At 57.2% G+C, this 17,680-nt stretch carries 28 protein-coding genes; all 28 read right to left on the bottom strand.

Features of this window, described 5'->3' with window-relative positions; all coding sequences use genetic code 11:
* Window positions 1–2 precede the first annotated feature (2 nt).
* Window positions 3–1,460, bottom strand: a complete 1,458-nt coding sequence (locus tag SADFL11_RS02590) for a DegQ family serine endoprotease (protein ID WP_050775974.1) — start codon at window positions 1,458–1,460, stop codon at window positions 3–5.
* 132 nt (window positions 1,461–1,592) lie between these two features.
* The gene (locus tag SADFL11_RS02585; protein ID WP_208981245.1) at window positions 1,593–3,773 is read right to left on the bottom strand and encodes a methyl-accepting chemotaxis protein; all 2,181 of its coding nucleotides are present in this window, start codon (window positions 3,771–3,773) and stop codon (window positions 1,593–1,595) included.
* A gap of 168 nt (window positions 3,774–3,941) precedes the next feature.
* The gene (rplQ, locus tag SADFL11_RS02580) at window positions 3,942–4,367 is read right to left on the bottom strand and encodes a 50S ribosomal protein L17 (RefSeq protein ID WP_040450742.1); all 426 of its coding nucleotides are present in this window, start codon (window positions 4,365–4,367) and stop codon (window positions 3,942–3,944) included.
* Window positions 4,368–4,449: 82 nt separating this feature from the next.
* A complete protein-coding gene (locus SADFL11_RS02575; RefSeq protein ID WP_008190287.1) occupies window positions 4,450–5,472 on the bottom strand; it encodes a DNA-directed RNA polymerase subunit alpha in 1,023 nt (340 codons plus the stop codon).
* A gap of 92 nt (window positions 5,473–5,564) precedes the next feature.
* On the bottom strand, window positions 5,565–5,954 hold the full coding sequence (gene rpsK, locus SADFL11_RS02570; RefSeq protein WP_008191596.1) for a 30S ribosomal protein S11: 390 nt from the start codon (window positions 5,952–5,954) through the stop codon (window positions 5,565–5,567).
* A 70-nt stretch (window positions 5,955–6,024) separates the two neighbouring features.
* Entirely contained in the window at window positions 6,025–6,393 is a 369-nt protein-coding gene (rpsM, locus tag SADFL11_RS02565; RefSeq protein ID WP_040452236.1) for a 30S ribosomal protein S13, read from the bottom strand.
* A 179-nt stretch (window positions 6,394–6,572) separates the two neighbouring features.
* Window positions 6,573–7,169, bottom strand: a complete 597-nt coding sequence (locus tag SADFL11_RS02560; RefSeq protein ID WP_040450743.1) for an adenylate kinase — start codon at window positions 7,167–7,169, stop codon at window positions 6,573–6,575.
* Window positions 7,166–8,497 carry a preprotein translocase subunit SecY gene (secY, locus tag SADFL11_RS02555; RefSeq protein WP_008193531.1) on the bottom strand — a complete coding sequence of 444 codons (1,332 nt, stop codon included), beginning with the start codon at window positions 8,495–8,497 and terminating at the stop codon, window positions 7,166–7,168. Before secY ends, SADFL11_RS02560 begins: the two co-directional genes overlap by 4 nt.
* 49 nt (window positions 8,498–8,546) lie before the next feature.
* The gene (gene rplO / locus SADFL11_RS02550) at window positions 8,547–9,014 is read right to left on the bottom strand and encodes a 50S ribosomal protein L15 (RefSeq protein ID WP_008192103.1); all 468 of its coding nucleotides are present in this window, start codon (window positions 9,012–9,014) and stop codon (window positions 8,547–8,549) included.
* A 22-nt stretch (window positions 9,015–9,036) separates the two neighbouring features.
* Complete coding sequence (gene rpmD / locus SADFL11_RS02545) at window positions 9,037–9,234, bottom strand: 50S ribosomal protein L30 (RefSeq protein ID WP_006936433.1); 198 nt, start codon at window positions 9,232–9,234, stop codon at window positions 9,037–9,039.
* A 41-nt stretch (window positions 9,235–9,275) separates the two neighbouring features.
* Window positions 9,276–9,842, bottom strand: a complete 567-nt coding sequence (gene rpsE, locus SADFL11_RS02540; protein ID WP_008195825.1) for a 30S ribosomal protein S5 — start codon at window positions 9,840–9,842, stop codon at window positions 9,276–9,278.
* Window positions 9,843–9,883: 41 nt separating this feature from the next.
* Complete coding sequence (gene rplR / locus SADFL11_RS02535) at window positions 9,884–10,246, bottom strand: 50S ribosomal protein L18 (RefSeq protein ID WP_008193248.1); 363 nt, start codon at window positions 10,244–10,246, stop codon at window positions 9,884–9,886.
* A gap of 12 nt (window positions 10,247–10,258) precedes the next feature.
* Window positions 10,259–10,792, bottom strand: coding sequence for a 50S ribosomal protein L6 (gene rplF, locus SADFL11_RS02530; protein ID WP_040450744.1), 534 nt, complete (start codon window positions 10,790–10,792; stop codon window positions 10,259–10,261).
* Between the two features lie 41 nt (window positions 10,793–10,833).
* A complete protein-coding gene (gene rpsH / locus SADFL11_RS02525) occupies window positions 10,834–11,232 on the bottom strand; it encodes a 30S ribosomal protein S8 (RefSeq protein WP_006936438.1) in 399 nt (132 codons plus the stop codon).
* Window positions 11,233–11,244: 12 nt separating this feature from the next.
* The gene (gene rpsN / locus SADFL11_RS02520) at window positions 11,245–11,550 is read right to left on the bottom strand and encodes a 30S ribosomal protein S14 (protein WP_008189926.1); all 306 of its coding nucleotides are present in this window, start codon (window positions 11,548–11,550) and stop codon (window positions 11,245–11,247) included.
* A 21-nt stretch (window positions 11,551–11,571) separates the two neighbouring features.
* Complete coding sequence (rplE, locus tag SADFL11_RS02515) at window positions 11,572–12,129, bottom strand: 50S ribosomal protein L5 (protein WP_008190162.1); 558 nt, start codon at window positions 12,127–12,129, stop codon at window positions 11,572–11,574.
* Window positions 12,122–12,439 carry a 50S ribosomal protein L24 gene (gene rplX, locus SADFL11_RS02510; protein WP_008192202.1) on the bottom strand — a complete coding sequence of 106 codons (318 nt, stop codon included), beginning with the start codon at window positions 12,437–12,439 and terminating at the stop codon, window positions 12,122–12,124. The genes rplE and rplX overlap by 8 nt, the downstream gene beginning before the upstream one ends.
* Window positions 12,439–12,807 carry a 50S ribosomal protein L14 gene (gene rplN / locus SADFL11_RS02505; protein ID WP_008191626.1) on the bottom strand — a complete coding sequence of 123 codons (369 nt, stop codon included), beginning with the start codon at window positions 12,805–12,807 and terminating at the stop codon, window positions 12,439–12,441. The genes rplX and rplN overlap by 1 nt, the downstream gene beginning before the upstream one ends.
* A 70-nt stretch (window positions 12,808–12,877) precedes the next feature.
* Window positions 12,878–13,111, bottom strand: coding sequence for a 30S ribosomal protein S17 (rpsQ, locus tag SADFL11_RS02500; RefSeq protein WP_008195414.1), 234 nt, complete (start codon window positions 13,109–13,111; stop codon window positions 12,878–12,880).
* Between the two features lie 12 nt (window positions 13,112–13,123).
* Window positions 13,124–13,324: a 50S ribosomal protein L29 gene (rpmC, locus tag SADFL11_RS02495; RefSeq protein WP_008191932.1), complete on the bottom strand. Its 201-nt coding sequence runs from the start codon at window positions 13,322–13,324 to the stop codon at window positions 13,124–13,126.
* 21 nt (window positions 13,325–13,345) lie between these two features.
* On the bottom strand, window positions 13,346–13,759 hold the full coding sequence (rplP, locus tag SADFL11_RS02490) for a 50S ribosomal protein L16 (RefSeq protein ID WP_008194866.1): 414 nt from the start codon (window positions 13,757–13,759) through the stop codon (window positions 13,346–13,348).
* Between the two features lie 47 nt (window positions 13,760–13,806).
* Window positions 13,807–14,535: a 30S ribosomal protein S3 gene (rpsC, locus tag SADFL11_RS02485; RefSeq protein WP_040450745.1), complete on the bottom strand. Its 729-nt coding sequence runs from the start codon at window positions 14,533–14,535 to the stop codon at window positions 13,807–13,809.
* A complete protein-coding gene (rplV, locus tag SADFL11_RS02480) occupies window positions 14,535–14,915 on the bottom strand; it encodes a 50S ribosomal protein L22 (protein WP_008197234.1) in 381 nt (126 codons plus the stop codon). The genes rpsC and rplV overlap by 1 nt, the downstream gene beginning before the upstream one ends.
* 2 nt (window positions 14,916–14,917) lie before the next feature.
* Entirely contained in the window at window positions 14,918–15,196 is a 279-nt protein-coding gene (gene rpsS / locus SADFL11_RS02475; RefSeq protein ID WP_008194920.1) for a 30S ribosomal protein S19, read from the bottom strand.
* 11 nt (window positions 15,197–15,207) lie between these two features.
* Window positions 15,208–16,041: a 50S ribosomal protein L2 gene (rplB, locus tag SADFL11_RS02470; protein WP_008189054.1), complete on the bottom strand. Its 834-nt coding sequence runs from the start codon at window positions 16,039–16,041 to the stop codon at window positions 15,208–15,210.
* An 18-nt stretch (window positions 16,042–16,059) separates the two neighbouring features.
* Window positions 16,060–16,353: a 50S ribosomal protein L23 gene (locus tag SADFL11_RS02465; protein WP_008196252.1), complete on the bottom strand. Its 294-nt coding sequence runs from the start codon at window positions 16,351–16,353 to the stop codon at window positions 16,060–16,062.
* Window positions 16,350–16,970, bottom strand: a complete 621-nt coding sequence (gene rplD / locus SADFL11_RS02460) for a 50S ribosomal protein L4 (protein ID WP_008193636.1) — start codon at window positions 16,968–16,970, stop codon at window positions 16,350–16,352. Before rplD ends, SADFL11_RS02465 begins: the two co-directional genes overlap by 4 nt.
* Complete coding sequence (gene rplC, locus SADFL11_RS02455) at window positions 16,970–17,680, bottom strand: 50S ribosomal protein L3 (RefSeq protein ID WP_040450746.1); 711 nt, start codon at window positions 17,678–17,680, stop codon at window positions 16,970–16,972. Before rplC ends, rplD begins: the two co-directional genes overlap by 1 nt.

The following is a 17,680-nucleotide window of genomic DNA, read 5'->3' as shown; positions in this document are numbered from 1 at the left end:
GACTAACGCAGAACGATTTGGGACACTTTACCGTCCCGTTCGATATCAAGACGCCAGATACGCGGGGGTGTCTTCGTGATTGTCTCCAACATGCGCGTACTGGATATCGCCTGGTTGTTAATCCCCCGGACGATATCGCCCGGACGCAGGCCAACACGATCTGCCTGACCACCCCGTCGAACCTCTGCAATGATCACGCCTTCCGGCAGCCCGTCGAGCCCAAGCTCCTGAGCAACGGCGGGAGACAGGTTCATCACGGTCGCTCCTTCAAATGGCGAGAACTCAAGAAGTTCGCGCGTGTCGCGAGGAATGGTTTCCGGCGCAGGTTGCAAGCTGATGGATACGGTCTCTTCCCGGCCGGAACGCAGGACCGTAAACTCGGCACTTTCGCCGATCATCTTGGTGGCAAAACGATAGCCGAATGCATTCGGGTCAATCACCTCCTTGCCGTCAATTGCGACAACCAGATCACTCACACGCAGATCTGCCTCGTGGGCCGGAGAGCCGTCAAACACCGCAGTCACCAGAACACCTTTTGGCCGGTCAAGAGATAAGGCTTCTGCAATCTCGGCGCCGACCAACTGAACCGTCGCTCCGAGCCAGGGCCGCTGAACCTTGCCGCCCTGGTCGGCCGCACGGGCAACATACCGCGCCATATGCGCCGGGATCGCAAAGCCGATGCCGTTGGACCCGCCGGAGCGCGAGAAAATCGCGGTGTTGATCCCGACAAGCTTGCCCGTCATGTCAATCAGTGCGCCGCCAGAATTGCCCGGGTTGATCGCTGCATCAGTTTGAATGAAGAACTGGTAGTCCGTAACACCGACCTGCGTTCGAGCTAACGCGGACACGATCCCTTGCGTCACAGTCTGGCCGACCCCGAACGGATTGCCGATCGCCAGAACAATATCACCGACCTCCAGCAAGTCCGCATCGGCAAACTCGACGTGTTCAAAAGGGCCGCCCTCACGGATTTTTAACACCGCCAAATCCGTCTGCTCGTCCATAAGAACGATATCAGCATCAAATTCACGCCGGTCATTCAGCGCAACCCGGACTTCATCAGCGCCTTTGATCACGTGATGGTTGGTGATCACCGTTCCGTCTGCTGAAATAATCACGCCGGAACCCAGGGAAGATTCGACACGTTCACGTGGCTGGCCGAAACCACCGTTCGGTTGGCCGAAAAAGCGCCTGAAGAACGGATCGTCAAAGAACGGCGACACCTGCTGGCGCTGAACCACCTTGCGGCTCGCATAAACGTTCACAACGGCGGGTGCAACTTGCTTCACCAACGGAGCAAACGACAGCTTGATCTGGGCCGCGCTGTCCGGAACAAGACGCAAATCCTCCGGCGTCGGCTGTTGCGCCTGTGCCGATGCCGAACCTAGCCAGAACAAAGCCAACAGACCTGCGGCGACGGCTTTCCTGCCGGACCTAGCGCGTGTTCCCAACAGACCCATGAAAACTTCCCTTTTCCCGATTCTTTAATCTTCAAGATGCTTACACGGCAGATAGGGAAAAATGGAGGCAAATACAAAAAGAAAAGCCGCGGACCCTGCCCGCGGCTTTTCAACTTGTCATGAGTTTTGAAATCAGGCCGAGCGCACCTGATGCAGGAACTTGCGCACTTCTTCATCGAGATGCTCTGCCTGGCTGGCCATGGCAACAGCTTCTTCAGAGAAAGATGTCGCGGCGCCATTGGTCTGTTCGGACAGGGACGACACGTTCTGGACATCCTGAGAGACCTGAGACGTGCCGCCGGCAGCGCGCTGGGTGTTTTCGGCAATGCCTTGGGTCGCGTAGCTTTGCTCCGTGACAGCTGCGGCAACCTCGCTGACGGATTGGGTGATCTCGTCGATGGTCTTCTGGATGTCACCGATCGCACCGACCGCGTCATCCGTGGCACCGCGGATCGCATCAATCTGCTGCTGGATCTCGCCGGTTGCCTTGCCGGTTTGAGCGGCAAGGTCCTTAACCTCGGAAGCAACGACAGCAAAGCCCTTACCAGCTTCCCCTGCCCGCGCCGCTTCGATCGTGGCGTTCAGCGCCAGAAGGTTGGTCTGGTCTGCAATGTCACTGATGAGCGTGACAACTTCACCGATCCGGTTGGCCGCTTCTGCAAGCGACTTCACGGTGTGGTTGGTTGTCTCTGCCCGGCGGGTCGCATCTGCTGCGACGCTGGAAGACCGCTCGATCAGGGTCGAGATTTCCTGAATGGAGCTGGACAGCTGATCGGATGCTGCTGCAATGGATTCCACTTCAGACAGGGTCTCTTTCGACATCTCGGCTGCTTTGGACGACGTCTCGCCCGCGCTTTCGGTCATCTGGCGCATGTTGTTGGCAGATTCGCGCAAGGAAGCTGCAGACTGTGCCACCTTGTCGACCACTGTCCCGACGGTCGATTCAAAGTCGCCAGCAAGGCTTGCCAGCATTTCCTGCCGCTGCGCGGCCTGACGTTCTGCTGTTTCGGCCTGGTCTGCAGCGCGCTGCTCGTTTTCTTCGGCTGCGTTCTGACGGATCTGCAGAACCGCCCGGCCAATGTCACCGATTTCATCTTTCCGGCGGGCCGCGGTGATTTCGGCGTTGAGGTCACCTTGCGCAATTGCATTCAGCGCACCCACAAGCGTCGTCAGCGGCTTGGTGATGTTGCGGGAGAAGAAGATCGCAACAACAGCTGCAATGGCAATTGCGATCAACGACCATGTCACCATGGAGTTCCGCATGGCTGTGACACTGGCAAAGGTCTCTTCAACGGTCTTTTCAGCAACAACCGCCCACTGACGTCCCTGGAAGACCAACGGCTTTGCGACCGTCAAACGATCGACACCATCGGCTCCTGCTTCGATGCCGGCTTTTTCAACACCGTTGAGCGCAGACGCAACAACGGCTCCGCTGTTCATCTCATTTAGAGCTGTCGCACTATCTGAAAGCGGCTTGTTGGAAAGTGTGTATCCTTCGGCGTTGACGACATAAGCTTGGCCTGTCGTGCCAAGATCCGCGCGGGTGGAAACCACATTATCCAGCACCCCGGCATCAAGTCGGATGGCAACCACGCCACCAAAGGAGATATCACCAAAGGTATTCACGAAGACCGGAGCCGCCACGAACATTGACGCGGAGTTTCCGCCCGGCGCATAGACTTCGAAGTCGCTGACCGCAACCTGGCCTGCTTCAACTTCCTTGGCCATTTCGAAAGCGGTTTGTAGACCTGTGTTGCCGCCATCGACTTCGGTCACCGGAAAAAGAAACTCATCGCCCTTGGCAACCGAGTACATGACCAGGCCGTTCGGATCCATGAGGTAGACGTCGCCATAACCACCCTTTTTCCAGATGGAGGCGAAGGAGCCATGAATTTCGGAGTGGCGCCAGGAGTACATGGACTTGTGGTCATCGCCCATCTTTTGAGCGCGCTCTTCAGCGGTCGCACCAGCCTTGTAGTAGTCAAAGATTTCCTGGCGCTGCTTCTCCAGGTTCATGGTGGCGTTGGTCATGTTGACCAAGGCTTCCCCAATACCGGCGCCCGTCGCCACATTCACAATTTCATTCTCGATGGAAGCAAGACGCGCTTCCAGCAATGCCGACTTGGCATTGACGACCATACCGAGTTCGCCCTCTGCGGCTTCGCGCAGACCGTCTCTTGCATTGAAGAAACCGATCACGCCGACTGCGGTACATGCACCGATCGTCAGGAAAACCATGAGCGCCGGTATCAAAAATGACAAACGAATAGACGGCCATTTGCTGGCCTTGGATGAGGAAGCTGAGTGGGTCAAAGTAATTCTCCTGGTCCCCCCGCGAGACATATTGGAAAAACTACCCAACGACCGTTAAAGTATTGATAATTCGCGCGTTACAATTCCGCTTGCGACCTTGATTAAGCCCTTTGAAACAAAAAAGGCAGACCCGAAGGCCTGCCTTTTCGTGAACGTCATACGATCGACTTACGCTGCGTTTTCAGCCGCTTCTTCAGCTTCAACGCGAGCCCGGTCGTCTGCACCGCGTGCTTCCAGATCCCGGTCGACCAGCTCGATGACAGCCATCGGAGCGTTATCGCCATAGCGGAAACCAGCTTTCAGAACGCGGGAGTAACCGCCTTCGCGGTCCTTGTAGCGATCACCAAGCGTGTCAAACAGCTTCTTGACCATGGCAACGTCGCGAATCTGCGAGATTGCCTGGCGGCGTGCGTGAAGATCACCGCGCTTGCCCAAAGTGATGAGCTTGTCGATGATCGGCTTCATTTCTTTAGCCTTCGGCAGGGTCGTGACGATCTGTTCGTGCTTGATCAGCGACGCTGCCATGTTTGCGAACATAGCCTTGCGGTGGCTAGCGGTCCGGTTGAGCTTGCGGCCGGATTTACCGTGGCGCATGGCCCTCTCCTTTGTCTTTCAGGCAGTCCGCTCTTTGTGTGTTGAGCGCTTGCCCGGTTGCTCCGTTAGGACGCGTACGCCCTTAATACTGATGATCTTCGTAGCGCTTGGCGAGATCGTCGATGTTCTCAGGCGGCCAATTGGCCACTTCCATGCCAAGATGGAGACCCATCTGGGCCAGAACTTCCTTGATCTCGTTGAGCGACTTGCGGCCGAAATTCGGGGTCCGCAGCATTTCCGCTTCGGTCTTCTGAATGAGATCGCCAATATACACGATATTGTCATTCTTCAGGCAGTTTGCAGACCGGACAGACAATTCCAGCTCGTCGACTTTCTTCAAAAGCGCAGGATTGAACGCAAGTTCCGGGACAGTATCCTCGGCGACTTCGCGCTGCGGTTCTTCGAAATTGACGAAGATGGAAAGCTGATCCTGCAGAATGCGAGCGGCAAATGCCACAGCATCATCCGGCTTGACGGAACCGTCGGTTTCAACAGTCAGGGTCAGCTTGTCATAGTCAAGAACCTGGCCCTCACGGGTGTTTTCCACCTTGTAAGAAACCTTCTTGACCGGAGAGTAAAGGCTGTCGACAGGGATCAGGCCAATCGGTGCGTCTTCCGGACGGTTCCGGTCAGACGAATGATAGCCCTTGCCCGTGTTGACAGTGAACTCCATGCGGATTTCAGCGCCTTCATCCAGGGTGCAGAGCACCAGGTCCGGATTGAGCACTTCCACGTCGCCAACGGTCTGGATGTCGCCTGCGGTCACAACACCAGGTCCCTGCTTACGCACAACCATGCGCTTGGGGCCTTCACCTTCCATACGGATGGCGATTTCCTTAATGTTGAGAACGATGTCGGTGACATCTTCACGAACGCCGGGGATCGAGGAGAACTCATGAAGAACGCCGTCAATCTGTACAGCGGTAACAGCAGCACCCTGGAGAGAAGACAGCAGGATGCGGCGCAACGCGTTGCCCAAGGTCAGGCCATAACCACGCTCGAGAGGCTCGGCAACAACGGTCGCCAAGAAGCGCGGGTCATCGCCCGGCTTGATCTCGAGTTTGGTCGGCTTGATCAGTTCTTGCCAGTTTTTTTGAATGGTCACGTATTCGTCCCTTCGGCTATCCCGCCCGGGTCAATTCAATGCCGGGCAATTCTTTGCCATTTGGAGAAACAAGTACCTAAAGCTGGAAAGCCTTAGACGCGGCGGCGCTTGCGCGGACGGCAGCCGTTGTGCGGGATCGGCGTCACGTCACGGATGGACGTGATGAGGAAACCGGCAGCTTGCAGCGCACGCAGAGCAGATTCACGACCAGAACCAGGACCACGGACTTCTACTTCCAGGGTGCGCATGCCGTGTTCAGCTGCTTTCTTCGCAGCATCTTCAGCAGCAACCTGAGCGGCATACGGCGTGGACTTACGGGAGCCCTTGAAACCGAGTGCACCAGCGGAAGACCAGGAAATCGTATTGCCTTGAGCATCCGTGATCGTGATCATCGTGTTGTTGAATGTGGAATTCACATGCGCAACGCCAGAAGAGATGTTCTTGCGTTCGCGGCGACGCACGCGCGTCGTGTCTTTAGCCATTCTGTTATCCTTGTATTGATCTCGTCACTGCCGTAATTCCGGCAGCTCCACCACCAATCGCAAAGCGATCTTATTTCTTCTTACCTGCGATCGGTTTCGCCGGACCCTTACGGGTACGTGCGTTCGTGTGCGTCCGCTGACCACGAACCGGGAGGCCGCGGCGGTGACGCAGGCCGCGGTAGCAGCCAAGGTCCATCAGACGCTTGATGTTCATAGCAGTCTCACGTCGCAAATCACCTTCAACCATATAATCACGGTCGATGGTTTCACGGATCTGCAGGACTTCTGCGTCGGAAAGCTCGTTCACACGGCGGGCAGCGTCGATGCTGTTCTTTTCGACGATTTCCTGGGCGAATTTCGCGCCAATGCCGTGAATGTATTGAAGCGCGATGACAACGCGCTTGTTCGTCGGGATGTTAACGCCAGCAATACGTGCCACGTTGGTCTCCATGTCTTGCGGCCAATGCTTGCGCCTGACCGCGTTTCAAAAAGCCCCGCGTCCGGTGGAGTCCGGCCCTTGCAGGGTACGAATATGCCGGGCAAACCCGGCACAGAGAATGCCGGTCCCATGGGCATGGAACCGGCTCAACTGTAAGGTGAGCGCGTCGTGTAGCCGCTCTAAACCTTCTCGTCAAGTCCCTGAAGTACGGATTCGATAGAAGCCGTTACGTCATCGATTGCCTGCATGCCATCTATGACGGACAGGAGACCTGTTTTCTCGTAGTAGGGAACAACGACCGCTGTATCCCGGTTGTAAGCATCGAGACGATCCTTGAAGACTTCTGGGTCGTCATCCTTGCGAACCGGCTGGCCGGCAGCCTTGGCTTCTTCCGCCCGGTTGATAATCCGGCCGACCAGTTTGGTCTGATCAACGCGAAGCTCAATCACGGCGTTCAGCTTCAGGCTGTTTTCACTCAGCATGTCGTCGAGTGCTTCTGCTTGGGCCAACGTGCGTGGGAAGCCGTCCAGGATAAATCCCTTCTTGGCGTCGTCCTCTGCGATCCGGTCCCGGATGATGCCGACAACGATATCGTCTGACACAAGACCACCGGCGTCCATGACAGCCTTGGCCTGCAGTCCGACCGGGGTCTCCGCGGCGACAGCTGCACGCAACATGTCTCCAGTGGAGAGTTGAGGAATACCATATTTCTCAACCAGCCTTGCGGCCTGTGTCCCCTTCCCCGCTCCTGGCGGTCCAACCAGAATGAGCCTCATCTACGTTTCCCCCTAAGTTTCGATTTCTTCACCAGCCCTTCATATTGATGCGCCAGCAAATGACCCTGGATCTGCGATACGGTATCCATTGTCACGCTCACGACAATCAACAAGGATGTTCCACCGAAATAGAACGGAACGCCAGTCGCCGAAATGAGGAATTCGGGTAATAGACAAACGATGGTGATGTAAATCGCACCAACGACCGTAATCCGGGTCAACACGAAGTCGATGTATTGGGCGGTGCGCTCACCTGGACGAATGCCTGGAATGAAGCCACCGTGTTTCTTCAGGTTGTCAGCGGTGTCGCTCGGATTGAAGACAATCGCTGTGTAGAAGAAACAGAAGAAAATGATCATGGCTGCGTAGAAGACCATGAACAATGGCTGCCCATGTCCGAGCAGAGCCGTGATCGTTGTCAGCCACTCATTGCCGCCACCCGCATTGAAGCCGGAAATTGTGGCGGGAACCAAAAGCAGTGACGATGCAAAGATCGGCGGGATAACACCAGCTGTGTTCAGCTTGAGCGGCAGGAACGAGGTGTTGCCCTCGAACATGCGGTTCCCCATCTGGCGCTTCGGATACTGGATCAGAAGACGGCGCTGCGCGCGCTCCATGAACACGATGAAGGCGATCACGACAATGGCCAGGAGGATGACTGCCAGGATGATGCCGGTTGCCAGAGACCCCTGACGGCCCAGCTCAAGCGTCTGCACGATCGCGGACGGCAATCCTGCGACAATCCCCGCAAAGATGATCAGCGAAATACCGTTACCGATGCCGCGCGAGGTGATCTGCTCCCCAAGCCACATCAGGAACATGGTACCGCCAACGAGCGTGATCACGGTCGATGCACGGAAGAACCAGCCGGGATCGGTAACAACATTGGTGGCGCCCTCAAGACCAACGGCGATACCGTAGGCTTGGAATGCTGCCAGAACAACGGTTCCGTACCGTGTGTACTGGTTGATAACCTTGCGGCCCTGCTCGCCTTCCTTCTTCAGCTGCTCGAGAGACGGAACAACTGTCGTCATGAGCTGCATGATAATGGAAGCGGAGATGTACGGCATGATACCGAGGGCGAAGATCGCCATGCGCTCGACGGCACCGCCGGCGAACATGTTGAACATGCCAATGATACCGGACTGAGCCTGGTTAAAGGCCTGCGCGAAGGCTTCCGGGTTGATGCCGGGCATTGGAATGTAAGTGCCCAGTCGATAAACCAAAAGCGCCCCCAGCGTGAACCAGATGCGCTTTTTGAGTTCTTCAGCCTTGGCGAAAGCTGAGAAATTTAGATTTGACGCCAGTTGCTCGGCGGCCGATGCCATGCCCTACTCCGGTCAGATGCTTGCTGACAAATGGGAAAAGCCCAGGCTGTTAAGCCTGAGCTCCCAGAACGGCGACCTTGCCGCCCGCTTTTTCGATCGCTGCAACAGCGCCCTTGGAGGCACCGGCAACTTCAAAGGTCACTGCCGCGGTGAGTTCACCGGAAGCAACGAGGCGTACGCCATCGCGGACCCGCTTGACAACGCCAGCCGCCTTGAGCGCTTCGACGGTAACCGCCTCGGACGCGTTCAGCTTGCCGGCATCAATCGCTTGTTGAACACGGCCAATGGACACAGTGTTGAAGTCCTTGGCAAAGATGTTCGTAAAGCCACGCTTCGGCAGGCGGCGGTGAAGCGGCATCTGACCGCCTTCAAAACCCTTGATCGCCACGCCAGAACGGGACTTCTGACCTTTTACACCACGGCCACCGGTCTTGCCCTTGCCAGACCCGATACCGCGGCCAACGCGTGTGCGCTCGGAAGAGGCACCATCGTTGTCACGAAGTTCGTTGAGCTTCATGTCTTTTCTCCTCACCCCGTCCTTACGCGTTGTCTTCGACGACGCGAACGAGATGCTGGACCTTATTGATCATGCCGCGCACTTCAGGTGTGTCCTTCAGTGTGGAACGGCGGTGCATCTTGTTCAGGCCAAGACCGACGAGCGTAGCGCGCTGGTCCTTCGGACGGCGCAGCGGGCTGCCGATCTGTTCGACCGTAACAGTCTTTTCGGTGTTCGCCATGGAACTACCCCTCATTCAGCTGGTGGCTAGCGCCGCTAAGGTCAAGCCTCAGCGGCAGCCGGAGCCGCCTCATCGTTGTTGTCACGGCGCCGGGACTGCAACACAGAGACCTTGAGGCCACGGCGGGCAGCGACGGAGCGCGGGCTGTCTTCCTTGGTCAGCGCGTTGAAGGTCGCACGAACCATGTTATAAGGGTTGGATGTCCCCAAAGACTTTGCCACAACGTCCTGAACGCCAAGCGTTTCAAAGACCGCACGCATCGGACCACCTGCGATGATACCGGTACCGGCCGGTGCTGCGCGCAGCAGGACCTTACCAGCGCCGTGACGGCCTTCCACGTCGTGGTGGAGAGTCCGGCCTTCACGCAGCGGCACACGGATCATCGTGCGCTTTGCAGCTTCAGTTGCCTTCCGGATGGCTTCCGGCACTTCGCGTGCCTTACCATGACCGAAGCCGACACGGCCCTTTTGATCACCAACCACGACAAGGGCTGCGAAACCGAAACGGCGGCCACCCTTGACCACTTTGGCAACGCGGTTGATGTGTACGAGCTTGTCGACGAATTCGCTGTCGCGCTCTTCGCGCTCGCGATTTTCTTGTCTCGCCATATTATACGTCTTCCGTACTTAGGAGCGCCAACGGGCGCTGGTCAGAATTCAAGTCCACCTTCGCGGGCAGCATCGGCGAGCGCTTTGACACGCCCATGATACTGGTAACCGCCCCGGTCGAACACGACCTCCTTGACGCCTGCGGCAGCTGCACGCTCGGCGACAAGCTTGCCAACGGCTGCGGCTGCAGACACGTCGGCGCCCGTTTTCAGGCCGCCCTTCAGATCCTTTTCGATCGTAGAAGCGGAGACAATTGTATGTCCCTGCGCATCGTCGATGATCTGGGCATAGATCTGCTTCGACGAGCGGAAGATAGAAAGGCGCGGACGACCGTTCGCGGCTTTCTTGACTGAACGGCGCACGCGATCGCGGCGGCGTTCGAAAGCTTGTTTGCTATTCGCCATGATCTAGGTCCGTTACTTCTTCTTGCCTTCTTTGCGGACGATGAACTCGTCTGCATAACGAACGCCTTTGCCTTTGTACGGCTCCGGCGGGCGGAATTCGCGGATTTCAGCTGCGACCTGGCCGACACGTTGTTTGTCGGTGCCAGAAACGCTGATTTCCGTCGGTTTCGCACATTTGATCTCGATACCTTCCGGGATCGCATAGATCACATCATGTGAGAAGCCGAGTGCCAGCTGAAGGTTTTGACCCTGGACCTGAGCACGGTAACCAACACCAGTGATCGCGAGGTCTTTCTTGAAGCCATCGGTCACGCCGGTGATCAGGTTCTGAACCATGGTACGGCTCATACCCCACATGGAGCGAGCCGGCTTGGAGTCGTTACGCGGATCGATTTTGATCCCGTCATCAGTCATTTCGGCCAGAACGAGTTCGTTGAGCATGAAAGACTTTTCGCCTTTCGGGCCCTTGATCGTTACTGTCTGACCGTCGATCGATGCCGTTACCCCGCCTGGCACGGGGACTGGCTTTTTGCCAATACGAGACATTTGACCAACCTTGTCGTTGTTTTAACAGCGAGTATGCCGCGTCAGAAGACGCGACACAGAACCTCGCCACCTACGTTTTCGTCCCGCGCCTGATGGTCGCTCATGACGCCGCGCGGGGTCGAAATGATCGACACGCCCAGGCCATTAGAGACATGCGGGATGTTTTTCACCGACGAGTACACTCGGCGGCCCGGCTTGGATACGCGCTCAATCGTGCGGATCACCGGTTCACCGTCGAAATACTTCAGTTCGATTTCCAACTCGGACTTACCGCCCTCGTATTCAACCGTGGTGTAGCCACGGATGTACCCTTCTTTTGCAAGCACATCAAGTACGTGTGCGCGCAATTTAGAATTTGGTGAGCTGACCTTGTTTTTGCGACGCATCTGCGCGTTGCGAATCCGGGTCAGCATATCCCCCAACGGATCAGAAATTGCCATCGGAGTTTCTCCTTACCAGCTCGACTTAACCAGGCCCGGGATCTTACCCAGCGAGCCCAGTTCACGAAGCGCGATACGCGACATCTTCAGCTTGCGGTAGTAACCGCGCGGACGGCCGGACACTTCGCAACGGTTGCGAACGCGGTTCGGCGCGGAATTCCGCGGCAGTTTGGCCAGCTTCAGGCGGGCATTGAACTGCTCTTCAGGGCTCAAGGTATCGTCCTTGGCCATAGCTTTCAGAGCGGCACGCTTCTCGGCGTATTTCTTGACAAGCTTCTCGCGACGCTTGTTCTTTTCGACTGCGCTTTTCTTCGCCATCGTGTTTTCCTTCCTTGCCCGTTATTTCGTGAACGGGAAGTTGAAAGCACGCAGAAGCTCGCGCGCCTCGTCATCGTTTGGCGCCGTGGTGCAGACGATCACGTCCATGCCCCAGATCTGGTCGACTTTGTCGTACTCGATTTCCGGGAACACGATGTGTTCTTTGATGCCCATAGCGTAGTTGCCGCGACCGTCGAAGCTCTTCGGGTTCAGACCACGGAAGTCACGAACGCGCGGCAGCGCAATTGTGATCATGCGATCCAGGAACTCGAACATCTGCTGGCGGCGCAGGGTCACCTTGACACCAAGCGGCATGCCTTCACGAACCTTAAAGGTCGCGATGGATTTCTTCGCTTTGGTGATGACCGGCTTCTGACCGGCAATCGCTGCCAGATCTTCAGCTGCTGTACGCGCCTTTTTGGAGTCGCCTACGGCTTCGCCAACGCCAATGTTCAGGACGATTTTTTCCAGCTGCGGAACTTGCATAATGTTCTTGTACTGGAACTTTTCCTGAAGCTGCTTGCGCACGACTTCGTCATAATGCGTCTTGAGACGCGGTACGTTAGTGGTCTCAGCCATCGATCAGGTCTCCCGAACGCTTGGCCACACGGACCTTGGCACCATCGTCCTGCACCTTGAAGCCGACGCGGGTCGCCTTGCCGTCTTTCGGATCGGCCAGCGCGATGTTCGACAGGTGGATCGGTGCCTCTTTTGACACGATGCCAGCTTCCTGCGATTGGGTCTGCTTCTGGTGACGGCGGACCATGTTGATACCGCGTACCAGCGCCTTGTTGTCAGACGGCAGCATCTGGATCACTTCACCAGACTTGCCCTTGTCACGGCCGGTCAGCACGACCACCGTGTCGCCTTTTTTAATTTTCGCAGCCATCAGAGCACCTCCGGCGCGAGCGAAATGATTTTCATATGGTTCTTGGCGCGGAGCTCACGCGGCACCGGACCAAAGATACGGGTGCCGACTGGCTCCTTGTTGTTATTCACCAGCACGGCCGCATTGCGGTCGAACCGGATCACGCTGCCATCGGGACGGCGGATATCCTTAGCCGTGCGCACGACGACAGCCTTCATCACGTCGCCCTTTTTAACGCGGCCCCGCGGAATAGCCTCTTTCACGGAGACGACGATGATGTCGCCTACCTGGGCATATTTACGCTTGGAGCCGCCGAGCACTTTGATGCACATGACACGACGGGCGCCGGAGTTGTCGGCGACGTCGAGGTTTGTTTGCATCTGAATCATGACTGGCTGCCTTGTTCTTCTATCAGCGCACCGTTACGCGGGCGCCTGATGCTCACCTGACGGAGCGTGGTCACTGAGTAGTGACCACAGTCCAACGTTTGTTTTTCGAGATCGGCGCACACTCTTCAATCTGAACTGTGTCGCCAACCTTGTATTGGTTGCTTTCATCGTGTGCACGGTACTTTTTCGTACGACGCACAGTCTTTTTCAGCAGTGGGTGTGTGAAGCGGCGCTCCACATTGACCGTCACCGTCTTGTCATTGGCGTCGCTGACAACGGTGCCCTGCAGGATACGCTTTGGCATTGATCCGTCTCCTTATGCGGTCGCCGACACGCGCTTTTCGCGCATGATGGTCTGGATACGCGCGATATCACGGCGGATTTGCCGGACACGTGCAGTGTTTTCAAGCTGACCCGTAGCCTTCTGGAAGCGCAGGTTGAACTGCTCTTTCTTCAGGCCCTCAAGCTCTGAACGGAGCTCGTCGAGGGTCTTAGCCCGTACATCGGTCGCCTTCATGGCTGTCTCTCCTGGCCTGCCTTATTCGCCGATACGCTGAACGAAACGGCACTTGATCGGCAGCTTGGCAGCGGCAAGACGCATTGCTTCACGAGCAACGTCTTCCGACACACCGTCAATTTCGAACATGATCCGGCCCGGCTTGACACGGCAAGCCCAGTAATCCGGAGAACCTTTACCTTTACCCATGCGGACTTCAGCCGGTTTCGAGGAAACTGGCAGATCCGGGAAGATGCGGATCCAAACACGACCCGCACGCTTCATGTGACGGGTCATAGCACGACGGGCCGCTTCGATCTGACGAGCGGTAACCCGCTCCGGCTCCAGAGCCTTCAGACCGAATGCGCCGAAGTTGAGGTCAGTCCCCCCCTTCGACAAGCCGTGGATGCGGCCTTTGTGCTGCTTGCGGAACTTAGTGCGCTTCGGTTGCAGCATCGTTCTTCTCTCGTCTTTCTTATCTTACGAGCGGCAGGCAGCTTAAATTAAGCTGCGCGCTCGCGGCCCCGATCCCGGCGTCCGCCGCGATCACCCTGGTTGCCTTCGGAAGCAGCCGTCGCGCGGCGTTCAGACGCCATCGGGTCATGTTCCAGAATTTCACCCTTGAAGATCCAGACCTTCACACCGCACACGCCGTAAGCTGTGTGTGCGCTTGCAACACCGTAGTCGATGTCCGCACGCAGAGTGTGAAGCGGCACACGGCCTTCACGGTACCATTCGATACGCGCGATTTCCGCACCGCCGAGACGGCCGCCGCAGTTGATCCGAATGCCCTGTGCGCCCAGACGCATGGCGGACTGAACAGCCCGTTTCATGGCGCGGCGGAAAGCAACACGGCGTTCCAGCTGCTGAGCGATCGAAGCGGCAACCAATGTCGCGTCGATTTCCGGCTTGCGCACTTCAACGATGTTGAGATGCACTTCGGAGTTGGTGATTTCAGCAATCTTCTTGCGAAGACGCTCGATGTCCGCACCTTTTTTACCGATGACCACACCCGGACGACCGGAGTGAATGGACACACGGCACTTTTTGTGCGGGCGCTCGATAACTACCTTGGACACCGCCGCCTGCTTGAGTTCCTTCATCAGGTACTCACGAATGCGGAAGTCTTCGTGCAGAAGATCACCGTACTCGTTTTTGTTGGCGTACCAGCGGGAGTCCCAGGTGCGGTTGATCCCGAGGCGCATGCCGATCGGGTTAACTTTGTGTCCCATCAGGCACTCTCCTCAACTTCGCGCACAACGATGGTCAGGTTCGAGAACGGTTTCTCGATCCGGCCAACCCGTCCGCGTGCACGGGCCTGGAAGCGCTTGATGACAAAAGCCTTGCCAACGTGAGCTTCGGCAACCACCAGGTTGTCGATGTCCAGGTCGTGATTGTTTTCCGCGTTTGCAATCGCAGACATCAAGGTTTTCTTGACGTCCTGCGCAATGCGTTTGCGGGAGAATGTCAGGTCCGCGATTGCGGAACCGACTTTTTTACCGCGGATAGCAGCAGCAACGAGATTCAGCTTGCGGGGAGAGACGCGGATCATCCGCGTCATTGCCCGAGCTTCGTTGTCAGCGAGCACCCGCTCACGCTTCGGCTTGCCCATCGTTACTTCCTCTTCGCCTTCTTGTCGGCGCCGTGCCCGTAATAGGTCCGGGACGGTGAAAACTCACCGAACTTGTGACCAATCATCTCTTCAGACACCTGCACCGGAACGTGCTTCTGACCGTTGTAGACGCCGAAGGTAAGACCAACGAACTGCGGGAGGATCGTCGAGCGGCGGCTCCAGGTCTTGATGACCTCGTTCCGGCCGGCCTCGCGGACCTTCTCCGCTTTCTTCAGCAGATACCCGTCGACAAACGGACCTTTCCAGATCGAACGTGCCACGATCCTGTCCCTTACTTCTTACGCGCGTGGCGGGAGCGGACGATAAACTTATCAGTCTGCTTGTTCTTCCGCGTGCGCTTACCTTTGGTCGGTTTACCCCAAGGAGTAACCGGATGACGGCCGCCGGATGTCCGACCTTCACCACCACCGTGCGGGTGGTCGATCGGGTTCATGGCAACACCGCGAACGTGCGGTTTGATGCCCAGCCAGCGGGAACGGCCTGCCTTGCCGAGGTTCACATTGGAATGGTCCGGGTTGGACACAGCGCCAATGGTTGCCATGCAAGTGCCGAGAACACGGCGCTGCTCACCTGACATCAGGCGAAGCGTTGTGTAACCCTGATCACGGCCGACGATCTGAACGAATGCACCGGCAGAGCGAGCGATCTGAGCGCCTTTGCCCGGCTTCAACTCGATGTTGTGCACAATCGTACCAACCGGAATGCGCGACAAAGGAGCGGCATTGCCCGGTTTCACGTCAACGTTTTCACCGGCGACAACTGTGTCGCCTTCGGACAGACGCTGCGGAGCCAGGATGTAGCTCAGCTCGCCGTCTTCATAACGGATCAGAGCGATGAATGCGGTCCGGTTCGGATCGTATTCCAGGCGCTCAACCGTTGCCGGCACGTCCCACTTGCGACGCTTGAAGTCAACAAGCCGGTAAGTCCGCTTGTGACCGCCGCTGCGGTTCGGAGACGTGATGCGTCCAGTGTTGTTCCGGCCGCCCTTTTTAGAAAGGCCTTCGGTCAAGGTCTTGACCGGCTTGCCCTTCCAAAGACCGGCGCGGTCAACCTGTACAAGCTGACGGCGGCCCGGGGACGTCGGATTGAATGTCTTAAGTGCCATTTTTCTTAAGTCCCCGCCTTAGAGCCCGGTGGCCACGTCGATAGCGTGACCTTCCTGAAGCGTTACGACGGCCTTCTTGAAGTCAGACTGGCGGCCAAGACGTCCGCGGAAGCGCTTCACCTTGCCCTTGCGGACAAGAGTGTTGACTGCCGTGACCTTGACGCCGAACAGAGCTTCGACAGCGGCCTTGATTTCCGGCTTGGTTGCATCGTTGGCAACCTTGAAGACAACCTTGTTCTCTTCAGAAGCCATCGTCGACTTTTCGGTGATTACCGGGCCGACGATTTTGTCGTAGTGAGGAAGATTGCTCATTTAAAGCGCTCCTCAAGTGCGGACACCGCAGCTTTCGTCAACACAAGGGTGTTGGCGCGCAGGATGTCGTAAACATTGATGCCCTGAACCGGCAACACATCCAGATGCGGAATATTGCGGGACGCCAGTGCGAAGTTGTTGTCAACTTCAGCGCCGTCGATCACCAGAGCGCTGGTCAGGCCGAGCTTGTTCAGCTGGGACTTGAGGGCCTTGGTTTTCGCTTCAGCAGCCTTTGCATCTTCAACAACAACAATGCTGTCTGCCTTAGCTTTCGCTGACAGAGCATGCTTCAGGCCGAGCACGCGGACTTTTTTCGGCAGGTCATGGCCATGATCGCGGACGACCGGACCAAACGCCCTACCACCGCCGCGGAACTGCGGAGCCTTCTTGTTGCCGTGACGCGCGCCGCCGGAACCTTTCTGGCGCACGAATTTCTTCGTAGAACCAGTAACTTCCGAACGACCAAGCGTCTTGTGGGTACCCGCCTGGCGCTTGGCAAGCTGCCAGCGCACAACGCGGTGGATCAAATCGGTGCGCGGATCGAGACCAAAGATCTCGTCAGACACCGTGATCGAACCGGCCGCCCCACCTTCGAGGGTCTTGACCTGGAGTTCCATCACTCACTCTCCTTCCCGGCAGCCTCAGCCGCTTCGGACGCCTTAAAGGCACCCGGGACCGGAACGTTTTCCGGCAGCGCCTTTTTGATCGCGTCGCGGACCTGGATCCAGCCGCCTTTGGCGCCCGGAACAGAGCCTTCGACCATGATCAGGCCACGCTCAACATCAGTGCGCACAACCTTGAGGTTCTGCGTGGTCACGCGGGCATCGCCCATGTGACCGGCCATCTTCTTGCCCTTGAACACGCGGCCCGGGTCTTGACATTGACCGGTAGAACCGTGTGAGCGGTGCGAGATCGAGTTACCGTGCGATGCACGGCCACCACCGAAGTTGTGACGCTTCATAACACCGGCAAAACCCTTACCGATGGAAGTTCCTGTCACGTCGACAAACTGGCCTTCGACGTAGTGGTCAGCGGTGATTTCCGCACCAACGTCGATCATGTTTTCCGCAGAAACGCGGAACTCGACCACCGTCCGCTTCGGCTCAACCTTTGCAACAGCAAAGTGACCGCGCAGTGCCTTCGGCGTATTCTTTACTTTACGGGTACCGGCACCGAGCTGCAGTGCGTTGTAACCGTTCTTTTCGTCAGTCCGGTGGGCTACCACCTGGCAGTTTTCCAGCCGCAATACTGTGACCGGAACATGTTCGCCTGCATCGTTATAGATGCGGGTCATGCCCACTTTCTGAGCGATCACTCCAGAACGCAT

It is taken from the genome of Roseibium alexandrii DFL-11, assembly GCF_000158095.2.
GTDB classification, from domain to species: domain Bacteria; phylum Pseudomonadota; class Alphaproteobacteria; order Rhizobiales; family Stappiaceae; genus Roseibium; species Roseibium alexandrii.
Note: the sequence above shows the minus strand (reverse complement) of the source record. Positions and strands in the feature narration are given on the sequence as shown.

Coding starts and splice junctions, on each gene's coding strand:
- SADFL11_RS02590 (WP_050775974.1), bottom strand. CDS start 1,460: ATGGGTCTGTTGGGAACACGCGCTAGGTCCGGCAGGAAAGCCGTCGCC.
- rplQ (WP_040450742.1), bottom strand. CDS start 4,367: ATGCGCCACGGTAAATCCGGCCGCAAGCTCAACCGGACCGCTAGCCAC.
- rpsK (WP_008191596.1), bottom strand. CDS start 5,954: ATGGCTAAAGACACGACGCGCGTGCGTCGCCGCGAACGCAAGAACATC.
- SADFL11_RS02560 (WP_040450743.1), bottom strand. CDS start 7,169: ATGAGGCTCATTCTGGTTGGACCGCCAGGAGCGGGGAAGGGGACACAG.
- secY (WP_008193531.1), bottom strand. CDS start 8,497: ATGGCATCGGCCGCCGAGCAACTGGCGTCAAATCTAAATTTCTCAGCT.
- rplO (WP_008192103.1), bottom strand. CDS start 9,014: ATGAAGCTCAACGAACTTCGTGACAACGATGGTGCCTCTTCCGAGCGC.
- rpmD (WP_006936433.1), bottom strand. CDS start 9,234: ATGGCGAACACCGAAAAGACTGTTACGGTCGAACAGATCGGCAGCCCG.
- rpsE (WP_008195825.1), bottom strand. CDS start 9,842: ATGGCGAGACAAGAAAATCGCGAGCGCGAAGAGCGCGACAGCGAATTC.
- rplR (WP_008193248.1), bottom strand. CDS start 10,246: ATGGCGAATAGCAAACAAGCTTTCGAACGCCGCCGCGATCGCGTGCGC.
- rplF (WP_040450744.1), bottom strand. CDS start 10,792: ATGTCTCGTATTGGCAAAAAGCCAGTCCCCGTGCCAGGCGGGGTAACG.
- rpsH (WP_006936438.1), bottom strand. CDS start 11,232: ATGGCAATTTCTGATCCGTTGGGGGATATGCTGACCCGGATTCGCAAC.
- rpsN (WP_008189926.1), bottom strand. CDS start 11,550: ATGGCGAAGAAAAGCGCAGTCGAAAAGAACAAGCGTCGCGAGAAGCTT.
- rplE (WP_008190162.1), bottom strand. CDS start 12,129: ATGGCTGAGACCACTAACGTACCGCGTCTCAAGACGCATTATGACGAA.
- rplX (WP_008192202.1), bottom strand. CDS start 12,439: ATGGCTGCGAAAATTAAAAAAGGCGACACGGTGGTCGTGCTGACCGGC.
- rplN (WP_008191626.1), bottom strand. CDS start 12,807: ATGATTCAGATGCAAACAAACCTCGACGTCGCCGACAACTCCGGCGCC.
- rpsQ (WP_008195414.1), bottom strand. CDS start 13,111: ATGCCAAAGCGTATCCTGCAGGGCACCGTTGTCAGCGACGCCAATGAC.
- rpmC (WP_008191932.1), bottom strand. CDS start 13,324: ATGAAGGCGACCGATGTACGGGCTAAGACCCTCGACGAGCTCCGTTCA.
- rplP (WP_008194866.1), bottom strand. CDS start 13,759: ATGCTGCAACCGAAGCGCACTAAGTTCCGCAAGCAGCACAAAGGCCGC.
- rpsC (WP_040450745.1), bottom strand. CDS start 14,535: ATGGGACACAAAGTTAACCCGATCGGCATGCGCCTCGGGATCAACCGC.
- rplV (WP_008197234.1), bottom strand. CDS start 14,915: ATGGGCAAGCCGAAGCGTGAGCGGGTGCTCGCTGACAACGAAGCTCGG.
- rplB (WP_008189054.1), bottom strand. CDS start 16,041: ATGGCACTTAAGACATTCAATCCGACGTCCCCGGGCCGCCGTCAGCTT.
- SADFL11_RS02465 (WP_008196252.1), bottom strand. CDS start 16,353: ATGAGCAATCTTCCTCACTACGACAAAATCGTCGGCCCGGTAATCACC.
- rplD (WP_008193636.1), bottom strand. CDS start 16,970: ATGGAACTCCAGGTCAAGACCCTCGAAGGTGGGGCGGCCGGTTCGATC.
- rplC (WP_040450746.1), bottom strand. CDS start 17,680: ATGCGTTCTGGAGTGATCGCTCAGAAAGTGGGCATGACCCGCATCTAT.